Annotated in this window: 11 protein-coding genes, 1 tRNA gene and 1 pseudogene; 1 reads left to right on the plus strand and 12 read right to left on the minus strand. The window is 52.4% G+C overall.

Translation table 11 applies throughout. The features are described 5' to 3' along the window. From VB081_RS12445 to VB081_RS12490, 10 genes and pseudogenes are all read right to left on the minus strand, one after another. Nucleotides 1–383: pseudogene (locus VB081_RS12445) on the minus strand (electron transfer flavoprotein subunit beta/FixA family protein); the annotation flags it as partial. Nucleotides 384–395: 12 nt separating this feature from the next. Then, on the minus strand, nucleotides 396–1538 hold the full coding sequence (locus VB081_RS12450; protein ID WP_323401118.1) for an acyl-CoA dehydrogenase: 1143 nt from the start codon (nucleotides 1536–1538) through the stop codon (nucleotides 396–398). Nucleotides 1539–1552: 14 nt separating this feature from the next. Beyond that, on the minus strand, nucleotides 1553–4240 hold the full coding sequence (gene lpdA, locus VB081_RS12455) for a dihydrolipoyl dehydrogenase (RefSeq protein ID WP_323401119.1): 2688 nt from the start codon (nucleotides 4238–4240) through the stop codon (nucleotides 1553–1555). Nucleotides 4241–4250: 10 nt separating this feature from the next. Continuing rightward, entirely contained in the window at nucleotides 4251–5225 is a 975-nt protein-coding gene (locus VB081_RS12460; RefSeq protein ID WP_323401120.1) for an alpha-ketoacid dehydrogenase subunit beta, read from the minus strand. A gap of 15 nt (nucleotides 5226–5240) precedes the next feature. Continuing rightward, the gene (locus VB081_RS12465) at nucleotides 5241–6206 is read right to left on the minus strand and encodes a thiamine pyrophosphate-dependent dehydrogenase E1 component subunit alpha (RefSeq protein ID WP_323401121.1); all 966 of its coding nucleotides are present in this window, start codon (nucleotides 6204–6206) and stop codon (nucleotides 5241–5243) included. Nucleotides 6207–6482: 276 nt separating this feature from the next. Further along, a complete protein-coding gene (locus tag VB081_RS12470; protein WP_323401122.1) occupies nucleotides 6483–7364 on the minus strand; it encodes a sensor histidine kinase in 882 nt (293 codons plus the stop codon). Nucleotides 7365–7372: 8 nt separating this feature from the next. Next, nucleotides 7373–8239 carry an ABC transporter permease subunit gene (locus VB081_RS12475; RefSeq protein WP_323401123.1) on the minus strand — a complete coding sequence of 289 codons (867 nt, stop codon included), beginning with the start codon at nucleotides 8237–8239 and terminating at the stop codon, nucleotides 7373–7375. Next, nucleotides 8232–9146, minus strand: a complete 915-nt coding sequence (locus tag VB081_RS12480) for an ATP-binding cassette domain-containing protein (RefSeq protein ID WP_323401124.1) — start codon at nucleotides 9144–9146, stop codon at nucleotides 8232–8234. Before VB081_RS12480 ends, VB081_RS12475 begins: the two co-directional genes overlap by 8 nt. 90 nt (nucleotides 9147–9236) lie before the next feature. Beyond that, nucleotides 9237–9896 carry a response regulator transcription factor gene (locus VB081_RS12485; protein WP_323401125.1) on the minus strand — a complete coding sequence of 220 codons (660 nt, stop codon included), beginning with the start codon at nucleotides 9894–9896 and terminating at the stop codon, nucleotides 9237–9239. Nucleotides 9897–9911: 15 nt separating this feature from the next. Continuing rightward, nucleotides 9912–10667 carry a fumarylacetoacetate hydrolase family protein gene (locus VB081_RS12490; RefSeq protein WP_323401126.1) on the minus strand — a complete coding sequence of 252 codons (756 nt, stop codon included), beginning with the start codon at nucleotides 10665–10667 and terminating at the stop codon, nucleotides 9912–9914. Nucleotides 10668–10782: 115 nt separating this feature from the next. Between VB081_RS12490 and VB081_RS12495 the strand changes: the two genes are divergently transcribed. Then, complete coding sequence (locus VB081_RS12495) at nucleotides 10783–11778, plus strand: Gfo/Idh/MocA family protein (protein WP_323401127.1); 996 nt, start codon at nucleotides 10783–10785, stop codon at nucleotides 11776–11778. A gap of 39 nt (nucleotides 11779–11817) precedes the next feature. On the opposite strand, the gene VB081_RS12500 is transcribed toward VB081_RS12495, so the two are convergent. Both VB081_RS12500 and glnA read right to left on the minus strand, forming a co-directional pair. Beyond that, nucleotides 11818–11892 (minus strand) — tRNA-Glu (locus VB081_RS12500). A gap of 104 nt (nucleotides 11893–11996) precedes the next feature. Then, on the minus strand, nucleotides 11997–13151 hold a 1155-nt coding region (gene glnA / locus VB081_RS12505; protein WP_323401128.1), incomplete at its 5' end, for a type I glutamate--ammonia ligase.

A 13151-nucleotide genomic window follows, 5' to 3' on the forward strand; every position in this document is an offset into this window, starting at 1 on the left:
TGTGCGGTGTCTCCATCAATTGCCTGACGTCCTGTGACGATCAGGTCATAACCGATCTTTTTGAGGCTGGCCGCAAGAATGGTGGAGGTTGCCAGCGTGTCCGAACCGCCGAATTTGCGGTCAGATACCAGATACGCCTCGTCACATCCCATCGAAAGCGCCTCGAGAAGCGCCATTTCTGCCTGCGGCGGCCCCATCGAGACGACCGTCACCGTACTGCCCTCGCCTGCCATTGCTTTTAAGGCAAGCGCGGCCTCGATGCCCGATTTATCGTCCGGGTTGATGATGCTGGGAAGCCCTGTCCTGATCAGCGTATTCGTCTCCGGATCGAGCTCCACTTCGCTGGTGTCCGGTACTTGCTTGATGCATACTGCAATTTTCATTTTTGCTCCCCCTTACCGTATTTTCATGGAACCCGAAATGACCATCTTCATGACCTCCGACGTTCCCTCATAGATTTCTGTGATCTTTGCGTCTCGCATCATGCGCTCCACGGGATATTCGCGCGAGAACCCATATCCGCCAAAAAGCTGCACACACGCACGCGTCACATCGTTCGCCACCTCAGAAGCAAACAGCTTACACATCGCCGCCAGCGCCGAATAATCCTCATGCGCGTCTTTGGCAAGCGCCGCACGCCACACCATCAGCCGCGCCGCGTCGATCTTCGTCTGCATCTCCGCGATCTTGAATTTCGTGTTCTGGAACGCTGCGATCGGCCTGCCAAACTGCTTGCGCTCCTTCACATACGCGATCGCTTCGTCAAGCGCGCCCTGCGCGATGCCCACGCTCTGCGCACCGATGCCGATGCGCCCGCCGTCCAGGGCGTTCATTGCGATCTCAAATCCTTCGCCTTCTTTTTTCAAGCGGTTTTCCGCAGGTACGCATACATTTTGCAGCGCCACCTCACAGTTAGATGCCGCGCGAATGCCCATGCGCGGGATGTTTGCGCTCACCGTGATGCCCGGCGTTTCCCGCTCCACGATAAAAGCGGAAATACCGTCCGTCCCCGCCGCCTTGTCCGTCAGCGCAAATACGATGAACGTATCCGCAAAGCCGGAATTGGTCGTAAACACCTTGGATCCATTGATCACATAATGATCCCCGTCGCGCACCGCTGTCGTCTGCTGTCCAGAAGCGTCTGATCCCGCATTCGGCTCCGTCAGCGAAAAGCAGCCGATCTTGCGCCCATCCACCAGCGGACGCAAAAACTTCTCTTTTTGCTCCTCGCTGCCATATTCATTGATGCACGAGCAGCAAAGCGACGTATGCACCGAAATGGTAATACCCGTACTCGCGTCCACTTTCGATACTTCCTCCATACATAGCGTGTACGCCAGCACGTCCGCGCCTCCGCCGCCGTACTTTTTGGAATACGGGATACCGAAGAATCCGCACTTCTGCATCTTTTCCACAAGCTCCATCGAATAGGTCTCCGTCTCGTCCATCTCCCGGGCGAGCGGTTTTATTTCTGTCTGTGCAAATTTCCGGTACAATTCCTGCAACAATATATGTGTTTTCGGTAATTTAAAATTCATTGACTTCTCCCCTCTTACTTCTTCGGCAAATGAATGCACGCCGAAAGCGCGTCCGCGCACGCCTCCATAAATGCTTCGCTGCACGTCGGGTGCGGATGGATGATCTCCGCGATCTCATGCACCGTGACCTCGGAGGCCATCAGCGCCGCAGCCTCGGCGATCATTTCCGTCACGCCCGCGCCCATCATATGCACGCCCACTAGCTCGCCGTATTTTTTCGTGGCGATCACCTTGATAAACCCCTCCGGATGCCCGCACGCAAGCGCGCGACCGTTCGCTGCAAAAGGGAAACGTCCGATCAATATCCCATCCTTGCCGTATTTCTTGACCGCTTCTTCTTCGGTCATCCCAACACTGGCGACTTCGGGCAGCGTATATACGCATGACGGCACCACAGAGAGCTTACATCTTTCGTTGGCTCCAAGTGCGTTTTGCGCCGCGGTCTCGCCCATCTTGAAGGCCGCGTGCGCCAGCATGCTTTTTCCGTTGATATCCCCAGGCGCATAGATATTAGGAATGCTGGTCTGCATGTTATCATTGACGACAACATAACCCCTTTCGGTTTTGATCTCGCCGCTCAGGCTTCCGAGGCATGAAAGGTCGGGCTTCCTGCCCACACAAAGCAATACCTTATCACATACGATGTCCGCATCGCCCGCTTTTACCGCCAGCTTGCCGCCATCCTTTCCGATCTGTGAGACCGCTGTTGCAGTCATGATTTTAATACCCGCCGCCTGCAGCGATTTTTCCGTTGCCACAGCCAGTTCGCTGTCCATCATCGGAATAAGCGTCGGCGCATATTCCACGATGGTCACATTGCTGCCAAACGCCGCAAACGCCGTCGCAATCTCGCACCCGATCACGCCGCCGCCGATCACGCACAGCTCCTCCGGCACTTCCTTTAAGTCAAGGATCGTGTCGCTTGTGAGCACGCCCGCAAGCTCCGCCCCGGGAATAGGGATCGCCCCTGGCACAGACCCGCCGCAAAGCAGGGTCGCCACCGCCGCGTATTCCTTACCGCCGCATACAACCGTCGTTTTGTCCTTTAACGAGGCTTCGCCATGCACCACGGTCACGCCGTGTGAGCGCAGCAATCCCGCCACGCCGCCTGTCAGCTTCTTGACCACGCCGTCCTTATACGCAACGACTTTCTCCATATCGACCGCGGTCTTGGGGTCGTTTACAATCCCGCGTTTTCCCGCATGTTTGATCTCCCCGATCGTTTCCGCTGTCTTGATGTACGATTTCGTGGGGATGCACCCACGGTTTAAGCACGTGCCGCCCACAACATCTTTCTCAAATAAAACTACCTTACCGCCCAACATCGCGGCCTTGATGGCGGATACATATCCCGCCGGGCCGCCGCCAATCACGGCTACGTCATATTTTTCAGCCACTACTTTTTCCTCCTCGCACAGCGCGTCAAGCGGATGCTCCATCAGCTCTTTGATGCGCAGCTGCAATCTGGCAGCGCCTACGCCGTCCATGATGCGATGATCGTACGTCAAAGAGATCATCATGATCTTTTTGCTGCCCACACTGCCGTCTTCCTTGATATACACCTGATCCTCGATCGAGCATATCCCAAGGATGCCGCTTTCCGGCTGGTTGATGATGGGCGTAAACGCGTATACGTCGAACATACCCATGTTGGATATCGTAAATGTACCGCCCGACATTTCATCCGGCTTGATGGCATTTTCGCGCGCGCGCTTTGCTAAGTCTTTCGCTATCTGTGAAATCATCGAAAGCGGCAGCCTGTCCGCATTCTTTATCACCGGCACGAGCAACCCCTCGTCCATGCCCACCGCAAAACCGATGTTCGTTTCCGGCTTGGTCACCAGCATATCATCACGGATCACTGTACGCGCGAGCGGATGCTCGGATACCGCCTGCGCGACGATCTTTAGTACGATGTCGTTGACTGATATCTTCTGCTCCCTTGTTTCATTCAGTTCCTTACGCATCGCCAGCAGCCGCGTCACATCGACCTTCATGTGCTGCGTCACAGTCGGACATTCCGTATGGCTCTTTGCCATCCGGTCTGCGATCACCTTGCGCGCGCCCTTAAGCGGCACGCTGGTCTCCTCGCCTGCGCCCTGCACCGGCGTCTGATACGCAAGAATATCCTCTTTTGTGATCTTGCCGCCAAACCCGCTTCCCGCGACACCGCCAAGCGGCACGCCCATATCGTCCGCCATGCGCTTTGCAAGCGGCGTTGCCGCAGGGGAAGCCGCCAGTACGTCCGCCGCTTTGATCTCCCCGTGTTTACCACTGGGCACAGTCTTTGCAAGGTCTACGCCTTTTTCCTTGGCAAGCGATTTTGCATACGGCGTAGCGATCACGTCCCCGCTCACAAACACCTCACTTTTGGTTTTTTCAGCAGCTGCCTGCGGCTTTTCCTCAACCGCTTGTCCGCCTTGTTTTTCTTCCGTTCTTGCTTCGGCCTTCTCAGGGACTTTTTCCCCCTCCTTGCCGATATAGCCGATCACCTCAAGCACAGGCACGACCGTGTCATCCGGCACAAGCTTCGCCAGCAGGATACCCGTTCCCGGCGCCTCTGCCTCCATCGTGATCTTATCCGTTTCGATCTCCATGATCGGTTCATCGAGCTCTACCGGATCGCCGACCTCCTTGAGCCATTTAATAACGCGCCCCTCCTGCATGTCCATGCCGGCCTTGGGCATAAATACTTCAATCATTTCATCTACCTCACAGAATATCTTTTACAATGTCGATGATTTTCGTTTTCGTCGGCCCGACCTCGCGTTCAAGCGTCGGATTGAACGGAATAGGCACAGACATTGCTCCCAGCCTTTTGATGGGTGCGTCAAGATAATAAAACGCCTCACTGTCCGCGATCTGCCCCGCGATCTCCGCGCCAAAGCCGCAAAACTGCACTGCCTCGTGCACGATGATCAGATGCTTTGTTTTCTTGACCGAAGCGATGACCGTATCGATATCGAGCGGTACGATACTGCGCAGATCGATGACCTCCGCCGAAATACCGTCCTTTTCCAAGGCTTCCGCTGTTTCCAAGCACATGCGTACCATTTTTCCGTACGTCACCAGCGTCACGTCGCTGCCCTCACGCTTCACGTCCGCCTGTCCGAGTGGGATCGTATATTCTTCCTCGGGTACCTCGCCCTTTGTACGGTAAAGTTGCTTTTGCTCCAAAAACATGACAGGGTTGTTGTCCCTGATCGCGGTTTTCAAGAGTCCCTTTGCGTCGTACGGTGTAGACGGGATCACGACTTTTAAGCCCGGCATGTGTGCGAGCACCGCCTCTAAGCTCTGGGAGTGCTGCGCCGCCGCGCCCGTGCCGCTTCCAGAAGGGGTACGCATCACCATCGGTACAGATACCTTGCCGCCAAACATAAAGCGCAGCTTGGGCGCTTCGTTTACGAGTTCGTCATAGCAAACGCATAAAAAGTCGGAAAACATCAGCTCCACGATAGGGCGCATGCCCGCCATCGCCGCGCCGATCGCCGCACCGACAAAACCCTGCTCCGCAATGGGCGTGTCCATAATACGCTCCGGCCCGAATTCCTCGATCATTCCCTTAGAAACGCCGAATGCGCCGCAATATTCGCCAATATCCTCCCCCATCATAAAAACTTCGGGGTCTTTTCTCATTTCTTCACTGATCGCATCATTGATCGCTTGTGCATATGTGATTTCAGCCATTTTTATTCCCTCTCTTTACAGTGCGTAAACGTCATCTAGAATACCGTCCATTGTCGGTTCCGGACTGCTCTTTGCAAATTCCACCGAAGCCTCGATCCTCGCCGCTACATTTTCTTCGAGCTTGTCGAGTTCCTGCTCGCTAAAGCCCTGCTGCTCCACCAGATACTTGCGGAACGCTTTGATTGGGCATTTTTCCTTCCATGCCGCGATTTCTTCCTTTGTCCTGTATAAGTTCCCATCACTCTTAGAGTGTCCGGATATCCTATATGTGTTTTCCACAAGCAGCATCGGGCCGTTCTCCAGCACATATTCACGCGCCTTGCTGACGGCCTCATACACAGCCAGCACGTCGTTTCCGTCAACATCCTCGCCGGGAATGCCAAACGGGATCGCGCGTTTTTTGATATCAATATCCTTCATGACCTTTGAGATGTGCGTTGACATCCCGTATGTGTTGTTCACGCACACAAAGAGCACCGGAAGGTTCCAAACCGCCGCCAGGTTGATCGCCTCAAACGTCGCCCCTTCGTTGGATGTCCCATCGCCAAAAAAGATCGTAACGATCCGGTCTTTCTCTTTTCTTTTTTTGATTGCAAGCGCCGCGCCGCCCGCCATAACAGCGCTCGCACCCAGCACACCGTCCGCGCCGAAGTAATGGATATCCGGGTCGGCAATGTGCATCGATCCACCCTTGCCCCTGCAAACGCCCGTTTCCTTTGCCAATATCTCCGCCATCATCGCGTTCACATCGATGTCCTTTGCAAGCGCCTGCGCATGTCCCCTGTGCGTACCAAATACATAATCCTGCTCCTTAAGAGCCAAAATCGTGCCTGCCGCTACCGCTTCCTCGCCGATCCCAAGATGCGTCGTTCCATGCACCAGTCCCTGCGAAAAGAGCCACTGCACACGTTCCTCAAATTTTCTCCCGAGGTACATTTTCTCAAGCATTTCTTCCAAAAGCTTCCTGTCATACTTTTTCACGTTTCACAGCCTCCTGCCATCATCTTTCATATTTTCCCCGTCCCACAAAAGACGAGCTTTCCTCACCTTCCATGCTAAAGACTTATTGGTAATATGTCAATTAAATACAGCTATATTTCACATATGTGTAATTTGTGTTTTTCTTTATAGAAACAAAAAACGGCAGTTTTCAAAACCGCCGCTTATTGTTGCCATCTCCATTTGGACATATCATCTGCCGCCGCGCAACCGTTTTTTTGCTTGCGCGGTGAATGCTTCCTCTATTGTGTTCCGGTACTAGAATACAAGTTCTATCGTGAAAACTTCTCCTTCTTTATAAGCCTGTATCGTTCCCCCCATCTGTTCGGTCAGTATTTTAGCAATAGAAAGCCCAAGCCCCGTGCCGCCCTGCCCATTTTCAACGGTATAGAAACGGTCAAACAGTCGTCCTATCCTAATTTCATTCAGATATTTGGAATGGTTGCGAAAAATGATCGCCCCATCAGGCGACAGTGCGATATATAAATCACCATCACTGTATTTCAGGACATTGCCCATCATGTTATCGAGGATTCGGAAAAAAGAGGCTTTGTTCAACGAACGCTCTATCAGGGTGTCTGGGATAGAAATTTCCGGCTCGATGCCGCTTTTTAGCAATGCACTGTAATGGGCGGCGATACATTCTTCCAGCGCATGGTTCATGATAATGGTTTCCCGGCTGTCGTCCGCCGTCGACACGATCACCGAATAGCGGAACAGTTCCTCCGTCAACTGTTTCAGTACGTCGACCCGGTTTTCGATGATTTGCAAATACTTACGGACATCTTCAGGCACATCCTTCTGCTCCAGCAATTCCATATACCCGCAAATTGCCGTTAAGGGCGTACGCAGATCATGCGCAATGTTTGTAACGGCATCCTTTAATTCGCGGTCACCCTGCGTAAAACGGATATGTCTGCGCCGCAATCGCTTCAATTGCCTGTCTATCTCTGCCGCAAGACAGCGCATTCTGCGGTCGGCGGTCGAAACATCAATGCCTACGTTGCTATCTTCATCAAGCCTTGCGCAAAATGCCGCGCCGATCTCGCCCGCCGCCCTGCGCAGGGCGGCGATTTTGCAAAGCAAAACAATAACGATCATACCAAGCGCGGCGCACAAGCCGCAAAGCAACCAAACCATAAGACCACCTATTTCAAATCTTTTCTGCGGAAAACAAAGACGCCCAACCCATTTGCGATCACAATGATCGCGGCGGAGTACAGCATCAGCCGCCACGGCTGCGGCACTTCAAGCCATGTAAGCTGCTGTGCCTGCCCCGCCGGCAAAATGTCTGCTATGGCTTGTACAAAAGGTCTCTGCTCCGGTGGGATATATTTGGGGTTAGGGATTTTCTCGACATATTGCATATTGTATTGCGTTTGCATACCGTCCTCTGCCTCCGCATCATTTACTACATCGGACACCATTCCGTCATAAAATTCAGGCTCCTTTAATGACATGCACAGGTTCGACCCCGCCACCATGAGCACGACGGCAAGAAGAACGCAGACGATCGCGGAAACAGCCTTACTGGTGACCAGCATTGTGATCAGCGTAAAAATCGCCGCCCAGCTGAGCGTCAACAGGATGCCTACGGCGATCCATATAAGCAGCGTAGTGACCGGCGTTACAAGCGTTCCCAATAGAGCAAAGCCAAGGGAAGATATGATGGCCAGATATACAACATCGATCAAAATACCTGCAATGGCACAGGTAATAAAATGAGCGAAGTAAATGTGCGTTCTCTTTGCGCCTGCCGCAAGCTTATTGCGCATTGTTCCGTCGCTGTACTCTGTGCCGATAAATAAGGGAGCAAAAATAGCGAGGGCAATGCCAACCAACAAAAATACGCCCAAAATACTTGATTCCAAAAAGACGGTCACATCTGTTTCTTTCATTGCCTGGTATTGTCCGCCCAGTATCACAAATCCCAGGATCAAAAGGGCCGCCGTTACGATCCAAAACACCTTGTCGTGCACCAGCCTCACAAAATTTGCCCGGATCAGGTTACGCATTGCGCTCACCTCCCAACAAATTGATGTAATAGCTTTCCAGGCTTTCATCGCGCGCTTCCATGTTTTGGATGGTGCAGTTTTCCTGATCGAGCGCACGTGTCAGCTCTGTAATGTTCCATTCCCCAAATACATCGGCCTTTTTGTCCGCTGTAACCGCGTATTCAATGCCCATCGCATCCAGCGTACGGACGAGCGCATGAATGTCCGTGACTGTAAGGTTCATGCACTTGCGGCAGCTGCGTTCCAGCTCCTCCGCGCTGATCTCCCTCACAATCCTTCCGCTGTCGATAAATCCGTAATGCGTTGCAAGGCGGGAGAGTTCATCCAAAATGTGGCTGGAAATCAGCACCGTGATCATATGTTCCCGATTAAGTTTTAAAATTAACTCCCGCATCTCCACAATGCCTTGCGGGTCAAGGCCGTTGACGGGCTCATCCAGCACAAGAAAGTCCGGATCGCCTGCAAGCGCCACAGCAATACCCAGCCGTTGCCGCATACCAAGCGAAAAATGTTTCGCTTTCTTTTTCCCTGTACCGCGCAGGCCAACAAGCTCAAGCAGTTTGTCAATGCCGTCAAAGGAAGGCCGCCCCAGTATTCTGTACTGCGCCCTCAGGTTTTCCTCTGCCGTCATATCATGGTAGATGGACGGCGTTTCTACAATGGCGCCCATCCTGCGGCGGGATTTTCCGATATCCGCCGTGGCGTGCCCTCTCCCATATAACGTATAGCCGCCGTCCGTCGGCCGCTGTAAGCCGCAGATGATTCGGATCAGCGTGGTTTTGCCCGCACCGTTTTTGCCAACAAAGCCATAGATGGCCCCCTTTTCTACCCGCATAGATAACCGGTCAAGCGCCTTGAATGAATGGTATTGTTTGGACAGGTTGTGCGTTTCTAATACATACTCCACATCAATGCCTCCTTGTATATGATTCCTTATGCTAGCACGATATGGTTAAGAAACCGGTTAAGAAAAACGTTAAGAAACCGTAAAGCTTCATCACAACAGCTTGAAACCGATCCCCCACACAGCCTCGATATTCTCTTTATTGTCTTGCTCCCGAAGCTTTGTACGCAGATTGCTTACATGCACCTTTAACGAGCTTTCCACACAGTCCGGCGTATCGGCGCTGATCTGATCCAGCAGCTGTGATTTGGTTATGACTTGGTTCGGATTCCGCATCAAATACTTTAGGATGGCAAATTCGGTTTTTGTGAGCCGGACAGAATGGCCTGCCGCCGTGACCTGATGGGTTTTTGTATCAAGACAAAGATCGCCATAGCGCAAAACTTCACTTCCCAAGGCCGTGGCATGTGGGCGCAAATGCACCTGTATGCGCGCCAACAACTCCTTTAATTCAAATGGCTTCGTAACATAATCGACCGCACCATCCAAAAGCAGCTGAACCTTATTGTCAACACTCACTTTTGCGCTCATAATAATTACCGGTATCGCGCGTATTTTAGGCAGAACCTCTTCCCCGCAAAGCCCCGGCAGCATCAAATCCAGCAAAACAATATCCGGCTGGTGCTTCGAAAGAAGAAAAAGCGCTTCCGTCCCGGAATATGCGCGGAGGACGGCATATCCTTCTTTTTGCAGCGCTTCTTCCAGCATATTGCCGATATATACATCATCGTCTACAATGGCAATTGTTTTCATAAACTACCCTTTTAACTATTTTCCCACTGTGTTCCGCAGCTCGCCGATCCCGTCGATCACAATGCTGATCTCGTCCCCCGGCTGCATCGGGCCGATGCCGCCCGGCGTGCCCATCGTCACTACGTCGCCCGGCATAAGCGTCATAAAGCTGCTGATGTATGCCAGCAGCGTGTACGCGTCAAAAATAAAATCAGAGGTATTGCCCTCCTGCACTGTTTTGCCATTGAGGATCGCCCTCACATGCGCACCCGTCGGGTCAAACTCCGTTTCGATCCACGGCCCAAACGGGCAAAATGTATCAAAGCCCTTGCACCGCGCCCATTGTCCGTCTGTTTTCTGTAAATCGCGCGCCGTCACATCGTTTAAGCATGTGTATCCAAAGATATATTCCGCCGCGTTTTCCTTTCTCACGTTCCTGCATTTCTTTCCCACCACAAACGCAAGCTCCGCTTCATAATCGAGCCTCTCGCACTGCGGCGGCTTGACGATCACCCCACCCGGGACAAGGATCGAGCTTATAAATTTAGAAAAGATCAGCGGTTCCTTAGGGATCGTCATTGCGATTTCCGTCGCATGGCTTTGGTAGTTGAGACCAACCGCCACGATATTTTTCGGTTTAGCCGGCGCAAGCAATGTGCACGCCTCAAGCGCAAGCTCCTCTCCCGTATAAGCAACCGTTTCATACGGCGTTCCCACAAGCAGCTTCGCCTGCCCGCCGGATAGCTCTGCGTAAAAATCTCCCTGTTGTATCCGTACCCTGCCAAATCTCATGTCCGTCGCCTCCCTGCTTTATTTCTTTCATTATATCATAGCTTATTGCTACATTGCTTTTTCCTTTTCAAAGTGTTATATTTGCAATAATATCAAGTAAAAAGGAGCGAGTGTTATGGAAACAAAGGATATTGTCAATTGGGGAATCATCAGCTGCGCGCGCATTGCCGAAAGCGCCGTGATTCCCGGCATCAAAGCATCCTCCAACGGGAAGCTGTATGCCATCTCAGGCAAAACAGAAGCAAAACTGCGCGATTTTGAAAAACGCCACGCGCCGGAAAAAGCATATGACAGCTATGAAGCATTGCTTGCCGATCCCAATGTGGATGCGGTATACATCCCCCTCCCAAACTCCATGCACCTCGAGTGGGTTAAAAAGGCAGCACAAAGTGGAAAGCACATCTTGTGCGAAAAGCCCCTTAGCCTTACCGTTGAGCAGGTAAAAGAGATGCAGGCGGCTTGTGAAAAAAACGGCGTGATCCTGATGGAAGCATTTGCCTATCGCCATAACCCCGCGATCATAAAGGTAAAGGAGCTACTCGATCAAGGCGTGATCGGCAAACCGGCGCTCATCGAGGGACATTTTTCTTTCCTGCCGGGTGACGAAAACGATATCCGCCTGCAAAAGGATTTGGGCGGCGGTTCGCTTTACGACGTCGGTTCCTATCCCATCAATCTGTTCCGTTACCTGACGGGAAAGCAGCCGGAGGAAATCTGTGCACAAGCTATCATGCATCCCAAGACCGGCGTAGATACAGATGTATGTGTAGCCTATTCCTACGGTGACGGGCTTCTCGGTATGATCCACTGTTCGTTCAATGTTGTTTTCATGAACGGCTTTACCATCGCGGGCGATAAAGGTATTTTGGAATATCCCGGCCTTTACCACGCTACCGGCCACATCCCGATCCGTATCCTTCGTCAGGATGCCGTCACAGAGCCCATGCAGCAGGAAGAAATCATCCGCGTCAACTGTCAGGATAATTATATGCTTGAGGTCGAGCAATTTGGGCGTTGTATCCTGAACGGGGAAAAGCCGCGGCTGAGCCTTGCAGAAACAATGGATAACCTCGCTACCATCAAGCGCATCCACGATCTGATCGGCTATTGAAAGAAACAAAAAACCGCCAGCATAATTGCTGGCGGTATATGGTGACCCCACGGGGAATCGAACCCCGGTTTCAGCCGTGAGAGGGCTACGTCTTGACCGCTTGACCATGGGGCCGTCTTTTCAGATAGCATTAATAATTGTAGTAGATTCCACCTCTTTTGTCAATAAGAATACAGTAAAAAATACCGCTCCGGCAACCGGAGCGGTATTTTATTTGATCAATATTTTGTAAGATAGTGGATGCGTTCCCATTCATGTACACAGGTCGAATAGTCCATCCATTCCGTTTTCTTGCCCGCGAGATATTTCGAATACGCTCCTGCCCCCAACACTTCACGCATCAGCGGGTCTGCTTCAAAATCGTCGATCGCGTCAAATAGGTTCTGTGGCACACGCATGATTTTATGTTTTTTCTTCTCCGCTTCGCTCAGCGTATAAATATTCTTGTTCACCGGCGGCGGCGGAACCATCCCCTTCTCGATGCCCGCTAAGCCGGCAGCGAGCGCACCTGCAAACGCAAGGTACGGACTTGCCGTCGGGTCAGGGTTCCTCATCTCAATACGCGTCGCCGACCCGCGCGCATAAGGCACGCGTACCAGCGGGCTTCTGTTCTTTGCCGACCACGCAATATAGCACGGCGCTTCAAATCCCGGCACAAGGCGCTTATACGAATTGATCGTCGGGTTCGTCAGCAGCGAAAGCCCTCTGGCGTGCTTTAAGATACCCGCCATAAATCCGTACGCTTCCTTGGAAAGTCCAAGCTCGTCGCTCTTGTCGCAAAACGCGTTGCCATCCTTTGTACACAGCGACATATTGATGTGCATACCGCTCCCCGCAATTCCGTAGATCGGCTTTGGCATAAACGTCGCATGCAAGTCATGCATCTGCGCAATCCTCTTAACGACGATCTTAAACGTCATCACATCGTCCGCCATCCTAAGCGCGTCGCCGTATTTAAAATCGATCTCATGCTGCCCTGCCGCGCATTCGTGGTGAGCCGCCTCGATCTCGTACCCCATTTCCTCAAGCGCAAGACTGATATCACGGCGCGCACCGCCGCCCGTATCAAGCGGCGCCAGATCAAAATATCCGCCGTCGTCGTTTGTCTCGATCGTCGCTTTTCCCTTCTCGTCCTTGTGGAACATAAAGAACTCACACTCTGGCCCGATATTAAGCGAGTATCCAAGCTCCTTAGCGCGGGCAAGCTGCCTCTTTAAGATGTGCCGCGGACAACTTTCATACGGCGTGCCATCCGGCATATATACGTCGCAAATAAACCGCGCCGTGCGCCCCTTCGGGTTAGACCAGGGGAAGATCGCAAACGTATCCAAATCGGGAACCAGCATCATGTCTGATTCCTCAATGCGTGCAAA

The organism is Christensenella sp. (assembly GCF_034927525.1).
GTDB lineage: Bacteria > Bacillota > Clostridia > Christensenellales > Christensenellaceae > Christensenella.